A 17,940-nucleotide genomic window follows, 5' to 3' on the forward strand; every position below is an offset into this window, starting at 1 on the left:
TCGCTTCGTCCGGGCGCGCTCAGGCGGTCTTCTTCGTCATTTGGTCAACCCATTCGCGCGGGGCCATGGGGAAGCCCAGGCGCTCGCGGCTCTCGTAATAGGCTTGGGCCACGGCGCGGGCCAGGTTGCGGATGCGGCCGATGTAGGCGGCGCGCTCGGTGACCGAGATGGCGCCACGCGCATCCAGCAGGTTGAAGGTGTGGGCGGCCTTGAGCACTTGCTCATAGGCCGGCAGGGCGAGTTGCTGTTCGATCAGGTACTTGGCCTGCTTTTCGTGCGCGCTGAAGGCGGTGAACAAAAACTCGGCGTCACTGTGCTCGAAGTTGTAGGTCGACTGCTCGACTTCGTTCTGGTGATAGACATCGCCATAGCTCAGGGTGTCGGTCCACTTGAGGTTGTAGACGTTGTCCACGCCCTGCAGGTACATGGCCAAGCGCTCCAGGCCGTAGGTGATTTCACCGGTGATGGGCTTGCAATCGATGCCACCCACTTGCTGGAAGTAAGTGAACTGCGTCACTTCCATGCCGTTGAGCCAGACTTCCCAGCCCAGGCCCCAGGCACCCAGGGTGGGGTTCTCCCAGTCGTCTTCGACAAAGCGGATGTCGTTCTTCTTGAGATCAAAGCCCAGGGCTTCGAGGCTGCCCAGGTACAGCTCCAGGATGTTGCTGGGCGCGGGCTTGAGCACCACTTGGTACTGGTAGTAATGCTGCAGGCGGTTGGGGTTTTCGCCGTAACGGCCGTCCTTGGGACGGCGGCTGGGCTGCACGTAGGCGGCCTTCCAGGGCTCCGGGCCCAGGGCGCGCAAGAAGGTGGCGGTGTGCGAGGTCCCTGCCCCGACTTCCATGTCATAGGGCTGCAACAACGCGCAGCCCTGGGCGTCCCAGTAGGACTGCAGCTTCAGAATGATTTGCTGAAAGGTCAACATGACGGTGGGCCCTGCTGAACAGGACCTGGGCAAAGAGGTGAATGAGGCGCTGGCGCCCGGACCAGCCCGAGCGCGCATGCAAACCCCTGATTTTACGGCCCGCCAGCCCGGTGGCCGCGCCCGGGCCTGGAGGCACCACAAAATGAAAAAGGCCGGCCCGCTCACGAGCGGCCGGCCTGGACAAGCGACCCGCGCCAGGGCGGGCCGACTGGGGGATCAATATTCCCAGAAGATGCGTTGCAGCGACTTGGCGTCCTGGGCCTTGGTCAGGGCGACCATGGCCAGGATGCGGGCCTTTTGCGGACGCAGGTCGTGCGACACCACCCAGTCGTACTGGTCATCGGGTTGCTCGGCATTGCGCAGCACAAAACCGTCGGGCACGCGGGCAGCACGGATCACCTGCACGCCGCTGGCGCGCACCGCGCGCAGGGCCGGCACGGCCTGGGCCGCCACCGAACCGTTGCCGGTGCCAGCGTGGATCAGCGCCTTGACGCCGGCCTTGCCGTAGGCTTCGATGCCGGTGGTGTTCATGTTGCTGTAGCCGTACACGATGTCGACCGCAGGCAGGCTCTGGATCTCGTCGATGTTGAACTCAGAGGCGTTGGTGTGGCGCTTGACCGGGGCACGGAACCAGTAGTTGCGGCCTTCGACCACCATGCCCAGGGGGCCCCATTGGCTCTTGAAGGCTTCGGTCTTGATGTTGATGCTCTTGCTGACGTCGCGACCGCTTTGGATCTCGTCGTTCATGGTGACCAGCACACCCTTGCCAGCGGCGTCTTGGCTGGCGGCCACGCTGACGGCGTCATACAGGTTCAAGGCACCGTCGGCCGACAGGGCCGTGCCCGGGCGCATCGAACCCACCACGACGATGGGCTTGCTGGTGCGCACCACCAGGTTCAGGAAGTAAGCGGTTTCTTCCAGGGTGTCGGTGCCATGGGTGACCACGATGCCGTTGACGTCGGCTTGCTTGCTCAGGGCCGAGACGCGGCGCGCCAGGGTCAGCAGGTGGTCGTTGGTGAAGCTTTCCGAAGCGATCTGGAAGACCTGCTCGCCGCTCACGCGGGCGACCTGGCCCAGTTCAGGCAGACCGGCCAGCAGCTTGTCGACCGGCACCTTGGCGGCCGAATAGGTGGCGCTGTTGGCGGCCGAGGCACCGGCGCCAGCGATCGTGCCGCCCGTGGCCAACACCACCACATGGGGCTTGGCTGCCTGGGCCAGGGCCACGCTGGACAAAGCCGACAGCACCAGGGCTGCGAGGCCGTTTTTCCATCCGAAACGATTCAACATCTTGAACATCCTGTAGTTGAGGGGGTATGAAGCGGGCGCACACCCCGGCTTCACGGCTCGAGCACATGCACGAGGTGCGCCATGCTATGAGAACAGGGTCCGATTCCGCTGCGAAATATCAACCGCAGGGTATGAGTTAAATTCACACCCCACGCCACCCGAGTGCTTTTTCCGACCGACTGCCCCACCCACCCATGAACCTGCGCCAGCTCGAAGTTTTCCAAGCCGTGCTGCAAACCGGCAACATGAGTGCCGCCGCACGCCTGCTGTGCATCACCCCTTCGGCGGTCAGCAAAGCCGTGGCCCACACCGAGCTGCAGCTGGGCTACCGCCTTTTCACGCGCAGCCCCGCCGGGCTGAGCCCCACGCCCGAAGCTCGGGTGCTGGCCATGGAGTCGGCCAGCATCCACCGCCAGCTCGATGGTCTGCGCCGCACCGCCCGCAACCTGGGCCGCAGCGACACCGGCCTGGTGCGGCTGGCCGCCATCCCGGCCATCACCCACGAATTCCTGCCTGAGGTGCTGCAACTGCACGCCCAGCGCCACCCCCAGGTCGGCATCGAGGTGCGCACCTTGAACCAGGACCAGATGGCCCAGGCCCTGCTGACGCACAGCGTGGACTTCTGCCTGGGCTACTACCCGCACCCGCACCCCCAGATCAGCAGCGACTTGCTGGTCAGCGGCCGCCTGTTCCTGGCCGTGACGCGGGCCCTGTGGGACAGCTGCCCACCCAGCCCCGGCCCCCGCCCGCACGCGCGCCTGGCCCACATCCCGGTGATCCGCTTGGTGGGCGACGACCCGATGCGCCAGGCCATTGACGAGCTGTCGCAACGCCTGCAGGCCGCGGCCGGCCCTGGCATCCAGGTGCAAACCTCGCGCCTGGCACTGGAGCTGGTGCGCCGGGGCATGGGTTGGACCGTGGTGGACTTCCTGACCGCGCGCCACCTGGACCCGGCCACGCTGCTGACCCTGGAACTGCACGAGCTGCCGCCCATGTCGCTGTACAGCTACCACGCCAGCGCCAACCCGCCAGGGCAGCAAGCCCAGCGCATGCTCGGCCTGATGCCAGCCCTGCTGCACCAGGCCTTGTCGGTGGAGGGCCAGGCGCGCCCTGCGATCAACAACCCCCCGTGAAGGCCTGGCGAAGACAAAGGGGCTGGCTCTCCAGCGACAGGCAGCGCAAAATCACCCCACTTTGGATGAGCGGCAAGGCCCTGCGCCCCCCGCCAGCCACAGCACGACACACTGAAAAGGGAAAGAGCATGACAACGAGAGGGTTTGTCCACGGGCTGGCGCTGAGTCTGGCCGCCTTGCTGAGCGCCTGCGGCGGCAGCACCAACGGCGTCGACGCCAGCAGCACCCGCCTGGCGGTCGCCACAGAACCCCAGACCACCCCGGTCGAACCCTACACCCCCGAAGTCACCAAGGCCGGCGCGCAAGACCCGCAGGCCTACACCCTGGGCCGCAACTCCCCCGCCCCCAGTGCGCAACTGGTGCTGGGCAGCGCCAGCGCCGATGTGGCCAAGGTCAGCACCAGCAGCGAGCGCAGCCTCAATGACGTGCCGCAAATCGGCGTGGGTCGCCAGGTCACTGAACTGCGCTCGGCCAGCGACTTCAGCCAGCGCCTGAGCTGGACGCCCACCGACAGCGGCGGGCAGATCACCGCCATCCGCTTCGTCGCCACCGGCGCCGCCGGCGCCCGCCTGCTGCTGGACGTGACGGCGATCCCCGCCCAGGCCCAGCTGCGCTTTTACGGCCAAGGCGCCACCACGGCCACCCAGGTCAGCGGGGCCGCCATCCAAGACGCGATCAGCGCCAACGCCATCGAAACCCCCGGCAGCACGGCCAGCCGCACCTACGCAGCACCCTATGTGGAAGGAGAAGAAATCAACCTCGAAATCGAGTTACCGGCTGGGGTGCCGACCCGCAACCTGCAAATCAATGTGCCGCGCATCTCGCACCTGTTCCAGTCCCCAACGGCGGCCAAGCTGGTGCTGAAGATCAACAACTCGGGCAGCTGTGAGATCGACGTGGGCTGCAACGCCGACTGGGCCAGCACCTCCAACAGCACGGCGCGCATGCTGTTCTCGGACGTCAGCACCGGCTCCAGCTACCTGTGCACCGGCACCTTGCTCAACGACCGAGCCAACAGCCAGACCCCGTACTTCCTGTCGGCCAACCACTGCATCGCCACCCAGGCGGTCGCATCGACCCTGCAGACCTTCTGGTTTTACCGTGCCTCAGCCTGTGGCAGCGGGGTGCTGAGCGGGCTGAACAAAACCGTGAGCGGCGGCGCCACCCTGCTCTACACCAGCATCAGCAACGACACCACCTTGCTCAAGCTCAACAGCAGTCCGCCCGCCGGGGTGACCTATGCCGGCTGGTCGCCCAGCCTGCCCGCCGTGAGCACCGCCGTCGGCAGTGTGCACAACCCCGCGGGGGACCTGCAAAAAATCAGTGTGGGTCAGGTGGCGGGCTACTCGGCCTGCACCCGGGCTGCGGGCTCCACCAGCATCAGCTGCGGCAGCAGCAGCGCCGCCAGCAGCACCCACATCACCGTGGGCTGGACCAGCGGCGTGACCGAGGGCGGCAGCAGTGGTTCGGGCCTGTTCCAGACCAGCAACAAGTACCTGGTGGGGGTGCTCACCGGCGGTGCCTCCTACTGCAGCAACCCCAAGGGCACCGATGTCTATGGCCGCTTTGACCTGGCCTACCAGGCCGGCATCTACCAATGGTTGGACAACGCCAGCGCGGCCAGCCGCAGCCCGGTCTACCGCTTTTACAACCGCATCAGCGACTCGCACTTCTACACCATCACCCAGAGCGAGCGCGACGCCCTGCTGGCGGCCAACCCTGCGGGCCTGAGCTACGACGGCATTCGCTTTTACGCCTACAGCACCAGCCTGGCGAGCGTGGAGCCGGTCTACCGCTTCTACAACGCCAGCCGCAACACCTACTTCTACACCATCAGCCAGACCGAGCGCGACCTGCTGATCCAGCTCAACCCCAGCTACAGCTACCAAGGCGTGGGCTGGTACGCCAACTCCGCCAGCAACGGTGTGAACACCGCGCTGTACCGCTTCTACAACGCCAGCGCCGGCGCGCACTTCTACACCGCCGACACCGTGGAGCGCGACCTGGTGATCCAATTGCTGCCGCGCTTCCGCTACGAAGACACGGGCTACTACGTCTGGAACGCCCCCTGACGGGGCTCAGCGCTGGCGCGCGCGGCGGGCGAGAACCAACACGGTCAGCAGGGCCAGGCCCCACAAGGGTGCCAAGCCCCAGCGTGACACCCACCAGGCATAAGGGGTGATGCCCCAACCACCTTGGTCGGCACGCAGGCCCCGGCCTTGCACCGTGCCCCGCAACACGCCCCGGACCACCGGCGGCAGTTGCTGCAGCACCCGACCCTGGTGGTCGATCAAGGCCGTGGCCCCGGTGTTGGTGGCGCGCACCATGGGCCGGGCGAACTCCAGCGCACGCAGACGCGAGATGTGCAGGTGCTGGTCGATGGCCAGGCTGTCGCCAAACCAGCCAATGTTGCTGAAGTTCACCAAAATCGTCGGCGCGAGTTCGGGCTGGCGAAAACGCTGGCCCAACTCTTCGCCAAACAAATCCTCGTAGCAGATGTTGGGCGCCAGGCGCTGGCCCTGCCAGTCCATCGAGGGCTGTCCGATGGCACCCGCGTTGAAGTCGCCCAGCGGGATGTCCATCATGGCAACAAACCAGTGGAACAGCGGCGGAATGAATTCACCAAAGGGCACCAGATGGTGCTTGTCGTACTGGTAAAGCGAGGCTTGGCCCGGCCGCAGTCCCACCACGGAATTGGTGTAGCCCAAGGCCTCGCTGCCCAGGGGCACGCCGAGCAAAGCGGCCTGGGCCGGAACGGCAGGGTCAGATCCCGTGGCGGGCGCCACGCCGTAACGCTCCAGCAAGGTGCGCCAGTAGCCCACGGGCAGTTGCTGGGGCAGCAAGGGCAAGGCCGTTTCAGGCGCCACGACCAGGGCTCGGTCGTTGTCCATCAACTCGCTGCCGTACCACTTCAAGGCCATGGGCACGCCAGAGCCGGCCTGGAATTTCTCGTCCTGCGGGATATTGCCTTGGAGCAGCCGCACCTCCAAGGGAGCCGAAGAAGCACCCCACTCCGGGGCCAGCCAGGCACTCAGCGCAGCCCAGACCAGGCCGCCCAACGCCAAACCCACCGTGGGTGGGCGCCATCCGAGACCCGCGCGCCAACGCCCCCCAACAAGGCGGACCGTTTCTGCCAGCAGGGCCGCTGCCCAGGCCACCACGGCGCCCACCCCGTACACCCCCAACCAAGGGGCCAGCCAAGGGGCCAGGCCCTCGACCTGGGCGTAGCCGCCAGCCCCCCAGGGGAAACCGGTGAACATCTGGCCGCGCAGCAACTCAGCCAGGGTCCACAAGGCCGCGAACAGCACGCTGCGCTGCAACACCGAAGCCAGCCGGGCTTGCCAGCGGGCGTACAACAGCGCGGCCAACGCGTAGTAGCTGCCCAAAAAAGCGGCCAGGCCCAGCACCGCCAGCACCGCCAAGGGCGCTGGCAGGCCGCCGTAGGTGTGCATGGAAATGAACAACCACCAAAAAGTGCCCGACAACCAACTGAGGGCAAACAAGGCGCCCACCCACAAACCGGCGGCAGGCCGCTGGGCGCGTTGCAGCAGGCCGGCCAGCACGGCCAGAGACAGCAGTTGCAGGGTGCCCGAAGGCGTGCCGGTGCCGGGCCAGGCCAGAGAAAAAGCCTGCAGCAGACCGGCTGGCAGGGCCAGCCAAGCCAGCCCATGGGGCAGCAGGCGCAGGCGAGAGGCGGGGATCGAAGAGGCGGTTGGGGCGCTCATGCGCCGTCGGCGCCGTCAGCCACGGGAGCGACCTTGAACCAACGCACCGCCCCCCCCTTGGTGTGCAGCACCACAAAGCGCAGGCCCCCGAGCACATGCTCCTCACCACGGCGCGGCACGTGGCCCATTTCGTGGGCGATCAGGCCACCGATGGTGTCAAAGTCGTCCTCGGGATCGGTGCTGGCAATGGCCACGCCAAAGGCCTCGGCCACCCGCTCGATGGGGGTGTCACCGCTGACGCGGTAGGTGTGGTCGGCCAAACCAAAGATGTCGCCTTCGTCTTCGGCGATGTCGAATTCGTCCTCGATCTCACCCACGATCTGCTCGAGCACGTCCTCAATGGTGATCAGGCCAGCCACACGGCCAAACTCGTCGATCACGATGGCTTGGTGGTTGCGGTTGCCACGGAACTCACGCAGCAAATCATTCAAGCCCTTGCTCTCCGGCACAAACACCGCCGGGCGCAGCAGGGCACGGATGTTGAGCTCAGGCGCCCGTTGCAGCTTGAGCAGGTCTTTGGCCAGCAAGATGCCAATGATGTTCTCACGCTCGGCGCTGTAGACCGGAAAACGCGAGTGGCCGGTTTCGATCACCAGGTTCAGCAGCTCGTCGTAGGGGGCATCGATGTTGACGAGGTCCATGCGCGGGGCCGCGACCATGACGTCGCCCGCGGTCATGTCGGCCATGCGGATCACACCTTCGAGCATGACGCGCGACTCGGCGCCGATGACTTCGTTGTCCTCGGCCTCGGACAAAGTTTCCAGCAGTTCATCACGGGAATCAGGGCCCGGTCGGATGAACTCGGCTACTTTTTGCAGAAAACTGCGCTTGTCTTCCTTCTCGGAAGGTCGCGCGGGGTGGGGGTCAGACACAGCCTGGGGCGCAAAACGTGCGGTAGTGAAGAAGCCTCAAGGATAGCGGATCGATGTGACAGGCGGCAGCCACCGGGCGTCGCTCCCGCTCACTGGGCCGACTGATGCCGCCCGGCGCGCACGCCCCGGCGGATTTCCTGCACGCTGGCCAGGGTGTCCCAAAACTGCTTGGCTTGCACCTTGAGCCGGTAGTCAATCTCGGCGTACTGCTGCTCGAACAACTCGGCCACCTGGCTGTCGAGGTTGGGCGGAGGCAGCTTGAGGTAGGCCTCGGACTCGGAGCCTTCGCGCTCCACGGTCGCGCCGGCGTTGCGGGCGATCTTGAGCATGGCGGTGTTCTCGCTTAGCGCATGGATGAACATCAGGCTCACGCCCTCGTTGCGGGCGTGCATGATGGCGCGGTCAAACAAGCGCGCGCCGTACCCCCGGCCGCGTGCCTTCTTGAGCACCGAGACGCCAAACTCAGCGCAGCTGTTGAGCTTGGGGTCGCTGGAGAAGGCCAGATGGGCCATGGCGATCAACTCCAGGCGGCGGTTGTAGATGCCAAAGATCTCGTCGCGCTCGAAGTCCAGTTGGTCCACATAGCGTTGCACCTGCTCATCGCTGGCGGCATAGCCAAAGCGCAGGTAGCGGTCCTGCGGATCGAGCGCCAACAGGTGCGCGGCGATGCGCGCGCGGTAGGTCACTCCCAAGGATCGGATCGGCACCATCACCGGCGCAGGCGAACGGGTGTGGGCCGAACGGGCGATCGCCCGGGGGCGAAAGAATTCGCGGCCGGCCTGCCAAGACGCTTTGAACCAGATGGAGGGAGCTAACATGGGCTGAACTATAAGGGTTTCCCCTTAGTTTGCAAATTGAAAAGCAACAAACCCCTGACTTGTAAAGAGAAATTGGCGACCCATGGGAAGGCCCTTGACCAGCGGGCGGGGTGCGTATCAGAGCGGTACGGCCGTCGTGGCCTTGACCCGGTCCAGCACGAAGCTGGTCTTGCAGTCCTGCACGCTGGGGTGCTTGAGCAAGGTGTCCATGATGAAACGGCTGTAGTGGGCCATGTCCGCCACCACCACACGCAGCAGGTAGTCCATCTCGCCGGTCAGCGAGGCGCATTCCACCACCTCGGGCCAGGTCTGCACGCTGGCACGGAACACGTCCATGGGGTTGCGCTTGTGGCTTTCGGTGAGCTTTTCCAGCCGCACATTGAGGTAAGCCGTCAGGCCCAGGCCCACGGATTCGGGCTTGACCAGGGCCACATAGCGGTCAATCACGCCCGACTCCTCCAGGCGCTTGACCCGCCTCAGCACGGCGCTGGGCGACAGGCCCACGACCTCGGCAATCTGGTCATAGGTGGCGCGCCCATCCTGCTGAAGGCTGCGCAATATTTGCTTATCAAGCTTGTCGAGTGCTTCCATGACTTTTATTTTGCATTTTTCCTGCAATCAGATCCAGATCAACGCCTCAGAATGCAGAAAAAATGCTGGGGCAGCGCCCTACAGTCGAGTCACCAACCTGCACCCCGGAGACAAGACCATGAACGCCCCCCTGCCCACTGCCGCCGTCGCCCCCTTCACGCCCTGGGACAACCCCATGGGCACCGATGGCTTTGAATTCATCGAGTTCGCCGCCCCCGACCCCGCGGCCATGGGCCTGGTGTTCGAGCGCATGGGCTTCCGCCCTGTGGCCCGCCACCGCCACAAGCAAGTGACCCTGTACCGCCAGGGCGAGATCAACTTCATCATCAACGCCGAGCCCGACTCGTTTGCCCAGCGCTTTGCCCGCCTGCACGGCCCCAGCGTGTGCGCGATTGCCTTCCGCGTGCAAGACGCCAAGGCCGCCTACGAGCGCGCCATTGGCCTGGGCGCCTGGGGCTACGCCGGCACCGCCGGCCCGGGCGAGCTCAACATCCCGGCCATCAAGGGCATTGGCGACAGCGTGATCTACCTGGTGGACCGCTGGCGCGGCAAGAACGGCGCCGCCCCGGGCGCCATCGGCAACATCGGCTTCTTTGACGTGGACTTCGAGCCCCTGCCGGGCCTGAGCACCGAAGAAGCCCTGGCCCCGCGCGGCGTCGGCCTGACCTACATCGACCACCTGACGCACAACGTGCACCGGGGCCGCATGAACGAATGGGCCGACTTCTACGAGCGCCTGTTCAACTTCCGCGAGGTCAAGTACTTCGACATCGAAGGCCAGGTGACTGGCGTCAAGAGCAAGGCCATGACCAGCCCCTGCGGCAAGATCCGCATCCCGATCAACGAAGAGGGCAAAGAAAAGGCCGGTCAGATCCAGGAGTACCTGGACATGTACCGCGGTGAAGGCATCCAGCACATCGCCATGGGCTCGGACAACCTGTTCGCCACCGTCGACGGCCTGCGCGCCAACCAGGTGCGCCTGCTCGACACCATCGACACCTACTACGAACTGGTGGACAAGCGCATCCCCGGCCACGGCGAGGACCTGGCCGCGCTGCATGAGCGCAAGATCCTGATCGACGGCAAGAAGGACGCCCTGCTGCTGCAGATCTTCAGCGAGAACCAGCTTGGCCCGATCTTCTTCGAGTTCATCCAGCGCAAGGGCGACGACGGCTTTGGCAATGGCAACTTCAAGGCCTTGTTCGAGTCCATCGAGCTCGACCAAATGCGCCGCGGCGTGCTGTAAGCCGCCTCACCCGGACACCGCCCCCACAGAAGGGGTGGGCCGGGGCCGCCCCCGCCAGCGCTCGGTCGCTGCGGGAGGCTGACATCCAGAACCAGGAGACCGACATGGCCATCGAACCCGTGGTGTACGGCGCCAGCGACCGCCCCCCGCGCGGCGACTACGCGCGCGCCGGCGCCGACTACACCTGCACCCAGGACTACGCCGCCTACACGGCCCAGGACCACGACACCTACGCCCGGCTGTTCCGCCGCCAGGCCGCCCTGCTGCCCGGCCTGGCTTGCGACGAGTTCATCGCCGCCCTGCCTTCGCTGGGTCAACGCCCCGAAGACGTGGACCGCATCCCCCGCTTTGACGAGGTCAACGAGCGCCTGCTGCGCGCCACCGGCTGGCAGCTGGTGACCGTGCCGGGCCTGATCCCGGAAGTGCCCTTCTTCACCTTGCTGTCCGAGCGCCGCTTTCCGGTCACCGACTGGATCCGCCGCCCCGACGAGTTCGACTACATCGTCGAGCCCGATGTGTTCCACGACTTGTTCGGCCATGTGCCTCTGCTGTTCAACCCCGTGTTTGCCGACTACGTGCAGCGCTACGGCCAAGGCGGGCTCAAGGCCCATGCCCTGGGCGCCTGCGAACAACTGAGCCGCCTGTACTGGTACACCATCGAGTTCGGCCTGATCCGCCAGCACGGGGGCTTGCGCGCCTATGGTGCAGGCATCCTCAGCTCCAGCGGAGAGCTGCGCCACGCGGTGCAAAGCCCCGAGCCACAGCGCCTGCCGCTGCAACTGGAGCGCACCATGCGCACGCGCTACAAGATCGACAGCTACCAGTCGACCTACTTCGAGATCGACAGTTTCCAGCAACTGTTTGACCTCACCGAAGCCGACTTCAGCCCGCTGTACGAGCGCCTGCGCGGCCTGCCCGAGCTGGCGGCCGATCAGGTCGAACACCCCGCCGCCCTGGCCGCCTGAACCTCAGGGGGCCAGCGTCACGGCATCGTGCTCGGCGATCCAGGCCATCACCTGGGCGCGCAGTGCCTCGTCACAGGCCAAAGCCACATGGGCCACGCCCGTGACCAGCACGTTGCGAGCGCCATCCAAGGTGGCGCTCGTGGCCGGGAAGACGATGTTGTCGGTGTTCGAGTACACGCAGGTGAAGCGCGCAGCGCGCTCGGCCGGTTCGGCCTGGGCCAGCGCGCGCAGCCAGTCGCTGCCCAGCCGCATCTGGACACCATTGGGGGTGTGGGCCCAACGGGCCAGCCAGGTCCCCCGGTGCGGCGTGCCCAGGGTGATGGCGTGCTGCACGCCGTCGGGCTCGCCGTGGGCGCTGCGGGCCCGCCACCAGGCACGCAACACCAGGCCGCCCATGCTGTGCGCCAGGACCACCGGGGCCAGGCCACTGGCTTCGGTCAACTCACGCACGGCTTGGTCGACCTGGTCTGCCAAGTGGTCGATGGAGGTGAAGGGCGGCTCCAGCGTCAAGGCCCTGAAAGGCCGGCCTTGCGCACGGAAGGCCTGCAACCAGGGGCTCCAGAAGCCGCGGTTGCACACATAGCCGTGCAGCAGCAGCACCGGGCGCTGGCCTGGGTGGCGGCCTGGCCCGATCAGGTCGGGCACCGCGTTGGCGGCAAAAGGCTGCCAGTGGCCAAACACCCGCGTGGCGGCGGCCGCCTCGACCCACCAAGCGCGCAGCACCACCCCAGGTGCGGGTTGCGGCACCGGCTCGCGGCGGTTGAGGCGGGCCATCAAGATGAACTCCAGGCCTAAAACCAGGGCGTTGAAGCTCAGCACGCCCCCGGCCACCAGCAGCGCGAGGGCTGGCGAGCGCGCCCACAGGCCCAGCAGGGCCCAAGCCGCCAGTCCCAGGATCAGGGCCAGCAAGCCCCGTTGCAGTCGGGCGATCATCGGCCCCTCCTTCCCACGTTGGGCTGAGATGATGGCACGGCGGACCCCAGCCTGGACAGGCCTGACCCGAAGGCCCCTCGGGCCCCCACCGCTGTCGCCTGTGGGACGCCATGGCCCTGCAACCTAGGACAAGCCCGATGAGCGGTTTTGCTGCGCTGCATCCAGAATCTGGCGACAAGGAGATCGACATGGACCGAATCTGGTTGAAGCATTACCCCGCCGCTGTACCCGCCGAGATCAACCCCGAGCAATATGGCTCGCTGACGCAGTTGCTGGAAGAGTCCTTCCGCAAGTTCGCAGACAAGCCTTTCTCGGTGTGCATGGACGTGTGGATGAGCTACGGAGAGCTCGATGCCCTGTCCACCGCCCTGGGGTCCTGGTTGCAATCGCGCGGGCTGGAGCCGGGCGCGCGCGTGGCCATCATGCTGCCCAACATCCCTCAATTTGCCGTCACCATGGCCGCCATCCTGCGCGCCGGCTACACCTGCGTGAACGTCAACCCGCTCTACACCGCACGGGAGCTGGAGCACCAGCTCAAGGACTCGGGCGCCAGCGCCATCGTGATCCTGGAGAACTTTGCCCACACCCTGCAGTCGGTGATCGACAAGACCGACGTCAAGGAAGTGGTGGTCACCGCCATGGGTGACCTGCTGGGCGGCCTCAAAGGCGCCTGGGTCACGTTTGCCGTGCGCCACCTGGTGAAGATGGTGCCCGCCTACCAACTGCCTCAAGGGGGCGGCCGCACCGTCACCCCCTTCAACAAGGCATTGGCACAGGGCCGCGGCCGCTCGCTGCAAGCCAGCCCAGCGAACCTCGACTCCATCGCCTTCTTGCAGTACACCGGCGGCACCACGGGCCTGTCCAAGGGCGCGGTGCTGACGCACCGCAACATCGTGGCCGCGACCTTGCAGGCCGATGCCTGGTTCAGCCCGGCGTTGGCCCGCGTGGGCGACCCCACCAAGATCAACAGCATTGCCGCGCTGCCGCTCTACCACATCTTCGCGCTGACCCTGTGCATGCTGGCCATCCGCCAGGGTTCGCACATGACACTGATCCCCAACCCGCGCGACATCGGCAAGTTCATCCAGGTGCTGAAGAAGCGCACCTTCCACATGCTGCCCGCGGTCAACACCTTGTTCAACGCCTTGCTGCAGCACCCTGAGTTCAAGACCTTGGACTTCTCCCACCTGTGCGTGTCGCAGGCGGGCGGCATGGCCGCCGCCGAAGGCACAGCGCGCGCCTGGCAAGAGGCCACGGGCTCGGCCATGGTCGAGGGCTGGGGCATGAGCGAGACCTGCGCCATCGGCACCAACAACCCGGTCACCAGCACCAGCTTCTCGGGCACCATTGGCCTGCCCCTGCCCAGCATCGACATCGCCATCAAGGACGACGCGGGCCACACCGTGCCGCAAGGCCAGTCGGGCGAAATCTGCATCAAGGGCCCCAACGTCATGACCGGCTACTACCAGCAGCCGGCCGAGAACGAAAAGGCCTTCACCGCCGACGGCTTCATGCGCACCGGCGACATCGGCGTGATGGATGAAAAGGGCTACACCCGCATCATCGACCGCAAGAAGGACATGATCCTGGTCAGCGGCTTCAACGTCTTCCCCAATGAGTTGGAACAGGTGATCTCGCTGTGCCCGGGCGTGCTGGAATGCGCGGCCGTGGGCGTGCCCGATGCCAAGCAGGGCGAGGCCATCAAGATCTTCATCGTGCGCAAGGACCCCGCCTTGACCGAGGACGATGTGCTGCGCTACTGCCGCGACAACCTGACCGGCTACAAGCAGCCCAAGTTCATTGAGTTCCGCACCGACCTGCCCAAGACCAATGTGGGCAAGATCTTGCGCCGGGAACTGCGCAGCAGCGCCGCCCACTGAGCGGCAGCCGGCCATGAGCGCCTCCACCGAGCCGCCGGCCCTGCCCGCTGGCCTCAGCGTTTTCGAGCGCGGCTGGCTGTCGGCCAACAACATCTTGCTGCGCGGCCCCGAGGGCAGCGCCCTGATCGACAGCGGCTACGCCAGCCACAGCGAACAAACCCTGGCCCTGGTGGGCCAGGCCCTGGGAGCGCAGCCGCTGGACCAGTTGTTCAACACCCACCTGCACAGCGACCACTGCGGTGGCAATGCCGCTTTGCAGGCCGCCTACCCCCAGTTGCACACCGCGATCCCACCCGGCGAAGCCGAGCTGGTGCGCCAATGGGATGAGGACGGGCTCAGCTACCAGGCCACTGGCCAGGCCTGTCCACGCTTTCGATTCGACGCCGTGCTGCAGCCGGGCCAGACCCTGCGCCTGGGTGGCGCCGACTGGCAGGTGCATGCGGCCCCCGGCCACGACCCGCATTCGGTCATCTTCTTTGAGCCCGCCACGCGCACCCTGATCTCGGCCGACGCACTGTGGCAAAACGGCTTTGGCGTGGTGTTTCCTGAACTGGAAGGCGTCCACGCCTTCGACGAAGTGGGCGCCACACTGGACCTGATCGAGACGCTGGCACCGCGCACCGTGATCCCGGGCCACGGCGCTGTCTTCCATGACGCCACCACCGCCCTGGCGGTGGCGCGTCGGCGTCTGGATGGCTTTCAGCGCGATCCGGCCAAGCACCAGCAGTACGCGACCAAAGTGCTGCTCAAGTTCAAGCTGCTCGAGTGGCAGCAGATTGGCTTGCTCGAGCTGGCGCAGTGGATGCAGCGCACGCCCTACATGGTGGGCGCCGCCCGGCGCCAGGGCCAGGCGCCCTCAGGCGACTGGCTGGAGCAGCTGGTGGGGCAATTGGTGGCTTCGGGCGCAGCGCGCCTGGAAGGTGAGCAACTGCTCAACCTTTGAGCCCAGCCGGAGGCCCCGGCCCGCCGGGTCAAGCGGCGGGCCACCGCTCGGCCTCAAGGCAGGTCGGCGTTGGGCTCGGGGATGCGCTCGTCACGCGGGCCCACGCTGCCCAGGCGTCCCTTCAAGGACTGCGGCTGACCCGTGATCAAGGCCGCGTAGGCCGTGGTGTTGGCCAGCACCTTCTTGACGTAATCGCGCGTTTCATTGAACGGGATGTTCTCGGCCCAAATGGCCGCGTCCAGCACCGGGCCGTTGCGCCAGTTGCGCGGTCGCCCCGGGCCCGCGTTGTAGGCCGCAGCCGCCATGGGCATGGAGCCCCCAAAGTCATCCAGGGCCAGCTTGAGGTAGGCGGTGCCGATGGTGATGTTGGTGTCGCGCTCGGACAGTTGGTCGGGCGTGAAGCTGTTCAGGCCAATCTTCTTGGCCGTCCAGCGCGCCGTGGCGGGCATGACCTGCATCAGACCCGAGGCGCCCACACCCGAACGGGCGTCCATGACGAAGCGGCTTTCCTGGCGGATCAGGCCATAGACATAGGCGGGGTCCAGGCCGATGTCGCGGCTGCGGCGCAGCACCTGATCGCGGAAGGGCATGGGGTAGCGCTGCTCGTAGTCCGCCGTGTTGCGGGTGCGCTCACTGGTGTTGATGCAGCGGTCCCACACCTCGCGTTGGCAGGCGAAGTCGGCGGCGGCCAGCAGTTCGCGGTCCCCCATGCCGCCCGGGCTGTGCAAGTTGGTGGTGTAGTTCCACTCGCGGTTGCCTTCGGAGCGCAGGCCCAGCGCGATGGCGTACAGCGCGCGGTTCAGGCCGGGGTGGTTTCGTGCGGCGTCTTTTTCTTCGGCCGACAGCGGCACCGGGCGCGGCGGCAAGGTGATGCGCTGACCCAATTCCTCCATCGCCAGCTGCTCGTAAAAGCCCCGCGCACCGGCGATGGCCTGCAGCGGCTGCAGCGCCTCCTGGCGCGCCTCGTCGGTGCGGGCCAGGGCCAGCTGGGCGCGGGCGCGCCAGTAGACCCAGGTGGGGTCGCGGCTGCCTTCGTCGCTCATGGCGCGCAACGCGTTCAGCGCCAGGCGCCACTGGCTGGCGCGCAAGGCGGCTCGCACCTTCCAGCCCAGCAGGTCGTCGTTCAAATCGCTGTCGCGGTTGACCTTGGCAAACACCCGTACGGCGTCGCTGTCGAGCTTCATGGCCAGCTGCTTGCCGATCACACCCAAGACCCAGTGCTGCTCTTCAGGCAGCAGGTGGACGCCCCAGCGCGTGTCCAGCAGGTTGGCTGCGGCATCGGGGTCGGTCTGGGCGATCTTGATCAGGGCCAGCACCACCAGCTCCTGACGCACCCGGGTGGGCGCGGCCACGCGCTTGGCCAGGAACTTGACCGGGCTGTCGTTGAGCTGGGCCAGCTCGCCCAGGGCGTCGGGGGCCACCAGCTCCACGGCATTGCGGGCCGCGCGCGGGCGATTGGCCTCGGTGGCCAGGCGGGCCTTGCGCCACAGGTCGGTGGCGGTCAGGCGCTTGTTGGCGTAAAGCCGATCGGCCGCCTGGGTGCAGCCGTCATCGGCCTCGCGCAGGCTGTACCAGAGGCGGCGCACCTCATCGGCCATCTGGGGCGTGGCCTGGCCCTTGAGCTGCTCCACCAGCAGGCCATAGCACTTGACCTCGCGGTCGTCGCCCATGCGATAGAGCGGGTACTGGGCCGCAAAGCCCGCCCAGTCACGGCGCTGCCCCAGCAAGAGCAGCCAGTCGTTGCGCAACCGGTCTTCCTGGTAGGTGCCCACGTAGCGGGCTAAAAAGGCCTCGACCTCGTCGCTGCTGGCATCGCCCAGGCGGGCGCGCAATTCCCAGTAGGCCGCCCAGGGTTCCAGCGCGTGGCCCCGGGCCTGGGGCAGGAGTTGGCTGAGCTTTTTGCGATCGCCTTTGCGAAAGGCTTGGCTCATGTCGAGCACCACGTCGTCACCTCGGTTTTGGGCCGTGGCCAGGCCCGAAAAAGAGCCGATGGCAACGCAGGCCAGAACCGATGTCAAAATCTTCTGTAGATACATGAGGGAATTATGGACAAGTTAGCGGTTCGCAAGGCACTCATCGAGCAACGCCTCAACATGCCAGACCGGCTGGAACGCGCAGAACTGCTGCAGCGGGTGATGCGCATCTGGCTGGTGGGGCGTCCCGACGCCGTCATTGGCGCCTATTGGCCCATCAAGGGCGAATTCGATCCCTTGCCAGCGCTGCACCGCTGGAAGGAAGACGGCGAGCTGCAAGGCGAGCCGCAACCGCGCCGCATTGGCCTGCCGGTGGTGGACAAGGTGCACAAGACGCTGACCTTCCATGCCTGGTACCCCGGCTGCCCCATGGAGGAAGACGCCTACGGCATCCCCAAACCCAAGGACACCGAGCTGATCGTGCCCACCCTGCTCTTCGTGCCCTGCGTGGGCTACGGGGCTGGCGGCTACCGGCTGGGCTATGGCGGCGGCTTTTACGACCGCACCTTGGCCGCGCTGGAGCCGCGCCCGGTGACTGTGGGCCTAGGTTACACACAGGGTTTCCTGCCCGACTTCGAGCCCGAAGCACACGACCTGCCGCTGGACGCCATCCTCAACGACAACGGGGTGGTCTGGCCGGTGGGCTGAG

At 66.4% G+C, this 17,940-nt stretch carries 15 protein-coding genes; 7 read left to right on the forward strand and 8 right to left on the reverse strand.

Going from position 1 to position 17,940, the window contains the following annotated elements; all coding sequences use genetic code 11:
- Positions 1 to 19: 19 nt before the first annotated feature.
- Positions 20 to 925, reverse strand: a complete 906-nt coding sequence (gene glyQ / locus PSQ39_RS02470) for a glycine--tRNA ligase subunit alpha (protein ID WP_273925005.1) — start codon at positions 923 to 925, stop codon at positions 20 to 22.
- A gap of 216 nt (positions 926 to 1,141) precedes the next feature.
- On the reverse strand, positions 1,142 to 2,212 hold the full coding sequence (locus PSQ39_RS02475; RefSeq protein WP_273925006.1) for a type II asparaginase: 1,071 nt from the start codon (positions 2,210 to 2,212) through the stop codon (positions 1,142 to 1,144).
- 194 nt (positions 2,213 to 2,406) lie between these two features.
- On the opposite strand from PSQ39_RS02475, the gene PSQ39_RS02480 reads away from it, so the two are divergent.
- Both PSQ39_RS02480 and PSQ39_RS02485 read left to right on the forward strand, forming a co-directional pair.
- The gene (locus PSQ39_RS02480; RefSeq protein WP_273925007.1) at positions 2,407 to 3,345 is read left to right on the forward strand and encodes a LysR family transcriptional regulator; all 939 of its coding nucleotides are present in this window, start codon (positions 2,407 to 2,409) and stop codon (positions 3,343 to 3,345) included.
- Between the two features lie 128 nt (positions 3,346 to 3,473).
- Positions 3,474 to 5,417 carry a trypsin-like peptidase domain-containing protein gene (locus tag PSQ39_RS02485; RefSeq protein ID WP_273925008.1) on the forward strand — a complete coding sequence of 648 codons (1,944 nt, stop codon included), beginning with the start codon at positions 3,474 to 3,476 and terminating at the stop codon, positions 5,415 to 5,417.
- 6 nt (positions 5,418 to 5,423) lie between these two features.
- Here the strand turns inward: PSQ39_RS02485 and lnt are convergent, their stop codons facing one another.
- The 4 genes from lnt to PSQ39_RS02505 all read right to left on the reverse strand — a co-directional run bounded on the left by lnt (position 5,424) and on the right by PSQ39_RS02505 (position 9,351).
- A complete protein-coding gene (gene lnt / locus PSQ39_RS02490) occupies positions 5,424 to 7,070 on the reverse strand; it encodes an apolipoprotein N-acyltransferase (protein WP_273925009.1) in 1,647 nt (548 codons plus the stop codon).
- Entirely contained in the window at positions 7,067 to 7,942 is an 876-nt protein-coding gene (locus PSQ39_RS02495) for an HlyC/CorC family transporter (protein WP_273925011.1), read from the reverse strand. Before PSQ39_RS02495 ends, lnt begins: the two co-directional genes overlap by 4 nt.
- 89 nt (positions 7,943 to 8,031) lie before the next feature.
- Complete coding sequence (locus tag PSQ39_RS02500; RefSeq protein WP_273925012.1) at positions 8,032 to 8,760, reverse strand: GNAT family N-acetyltransferase; 729 nt, start codon at positions 8,758 to 8,760, stop codon at positions 8,032 to 8,034.
- Between the two features lie 117 nt (positions 8,761 to 8,877).
- A complete protein-coding gene (locus tag PSQ39_RS02505) occupies positions 8,878 to 9,351 on the reverse strand; it encodes an Lrp/AsnC family transcriptional regulator (RefSeq protein ID WP_273925013.1) in 474 nt (157 codons plus the stop codon).
- Positions 9,352 to 9,469: 118 nt separating this feature from the next.
- Here PSQ39_RS02505 and hppD point away from each other — a divergent pair, with 118 nt between their 5' ends.
- Together hppD and phhA are read left to right on the forward strand one after the other, a co-directional pair.
- Positions 9,470 to 10,597 (forward strand): 4-hydroxyphenylpyruvate dioxygenase, encoded by a 1,128-nt coding sequence (gene hppD, locus PSQ39_RS02510; RefSeq protein WP_273925014.1) that lies wholly within the window; start codon positions 9,470 to 9,472, stop codon positions 10,595 to 10,597.
- Between the two features lie 104 nt (positions 10,598 to 10,701).
- Positions 10,702 to 11,562, forward strand: coding sequence for a phenylalanine 4-monooxygenase (phhA, locus tag PSQ39_RS02515; RefSeq protein ID WP_273925015.1), 861 nt, complete (start codon positions 10,702 to 10,704; stop codon positions 11,560 to 11,562).
- A gap of 3 nt (positions 11,563 to 11,565) precedes the next feature.
- Here phhA and PSQ39_RS02520 read toward each other — a convergent pair whose 3' ends face one another.
- Entirely contained in the window at positions 11,566 to 12,495 is a 930-nt protein-coding gene (locus tag PSQ39_RS02520; protein WP_273925016.1) for an esterase/lipase family protein, read from the reverse strand.
- A gap of 188 nt (positions 12,496 to 12,683) precedes the next feature.
- Between PSQ39_RS02520 and PSQ39_RS02525 the strand changes: the two genes are divergently transcribed.
- A complete protein-coding gene (locus tag PSQ39_RS02525; RefSeq protein ID WP_273925613.1) occupies positions 12,684 to 14,375 on the forward strand; it encodes an AMP-binding protein in 1,692 nt (563 codons plus the stop codon).
- A 13-nt stretch (positions 14,376 to 14,388) separates the two neighbouring features.
- Positions 14,389 to 15,318 carry an MBL fold metallo-hydrolase gene (locus PSQ39_RS02530; RefSeq protein ID WP_273925017.1) on the forward strand — a complete coding sequence of 310 codons (930 nt, stop codon included), beginning with the start codon at positions 14,389 to 14,391 and terminating at the stop codon, positions 15,316 to 15,318.
- A gap of 53 nt (positions 15,319 to 15,371) precedes the next feature.
- Here PSQ39_RS02530 and PSQ39_RS02535 read toward each other — a convergent pair whose 3' ends face one another.
- A complete protein-coding gene (locus tag PSQ39_RS02535; RefSeq protein WP_273925018.1) occupies positions 15,372 to 17,354 on the reverse strand; it encodes a lytic transglycosylase domain-containing protein in 1,983 nt (660 codons plus the stop codon).
- Between the two features lie 9 nt (positions 17,355 to 17,363).
- Here PSQ39_RS02535 and PSQ39_RS02540 point away from each other — a divergent pair, with 9 nt between their 5' ends.
- Positions 17,364 to 17,939, forward strand: a complete 576-nt coding sequence (locus PSQ39_RS02540) for a 5-formyltetrahydrofolate cyclo-ligase (RefSeq protein ID WP_273925019.1) — start codon at positions 17,364 to 17,366, stop codon at positions 17,937 to 17,939.
- Position 17,940: the final 1 nt, after the last annotated feature.

Origin of the sequence: Curvibacter microcysteis, from assembly GCF_028649455.1 — a bacterium.
Lineage (GTDB): Bacteria > Pseudomonadota > Gammaproteobacteria > Burkholderiales > Burkholderiaceae_C > Curvibacter > Curvibacter microcysteis.

Excerpts from the sequence above, each read along its gene's own strand:
- PSQ39_RS02525 (WP_273925613.1), top strand. The coding sequence starts at position 12,684 with ATGGACCGAATCTGGTTGAAGCATTACCCCGCCGCTGTACCCGCCGAG.
- PSQ39_RS02530 (WP_273925017.1), top strand. The coding sequence starts at position 14,389 with ATGAGCGCCTCCACCGAGCCGCCGGCCCTGCCCGCTGGCCTCAGCGTT.
- lnt (WP_273925009.1), bottom strand. The coding sequence starts at position 7,070 with ATGAGCGCCCCAACCGCCTCTTCGATCCCCGCCTCTCGCCTGCGCCTG.
- glyQ (WP_273925005.1), bottom strand. The coding sequence starts at position 925 with ATGTTGACCTTTCAGCAAATCATTCTGAAGCTGCAGTCCTACTGGGAC.
- PSQ39_RS02485 (WP_273925008.1), top strand. The coding sequence starts at position 3,474 with ATGACAACGAGAGGGTTTGTCCACGGGCTGGCGCTGAGTCTGGCCGCC.
- hppD (WP_273925014.1), top strand. The coding sequence starts at position 9,470 with ATGAACGCCCCCCTGCCCACTGCCGCCGTCGCCCCCTTCACGCCCTGG.
- phhA (WP_273925015.1), top strand. The coding sequence starts at position 10,702 with ATGGCCATCGAACCCGTGGTGTACGGCGCCAGCGACCGCCCCCCGCGC.
- PSQ39_RS02520 (WP_273925016.1), bottom strand. The coding sequence starts at position 12,495 with ATGATCGCCCGACTGCAACGGGGCTTGCTGGCCCTGATCCTGGGACTG.
- PSQ39_RS02535 (WP_273925018.1), bottom strand. The coding sequence starts at position 17,354 with ATGTATCTACAGAAGATTTTGACATCGGTTCTGGCCTGCGTTGCCATC.
- PSQ39_RS02540 (WP_273925019.1), top strand. The coding sequence starts at position 17,364 with ATGGACAAGTTAGCGGTTCGCAAGGCACTCATCGAGCAACGCCTCAAC.
- PSQ39_RS02475 (WP_273925006.1), bottom strand. The coding sequence starts at position 2,212 with ATGTTGAATCGTTTCGGATGGAAAAACGGCCTCGCAGCCCTGGTGCTG.
- PSQ39_RS02505 (WP_273925013.1), bottom strand. The coding sequence starts at position 9,351 with ATGGAAGCACTCGACAAGCTTGATAAGCAAATATTGCGCAGCCTTCAG.
- PSQ39_RS02480 (WP_273925007.1), top strand. The coding sequence starts at position 2,407 with ATGAACCTGCGCCAGCTCGAAGTTTTCCAAGCCGTGCTGCAAACCGGC.
- PSQ39_RS02500 (WP_273925012.1), bottom strand. The coding sequence starts at position 8,760 with ATGTTAGCTCCCTCCATCTGGTTCAAAGCGTCTTGGCAGGCCGGCCGC.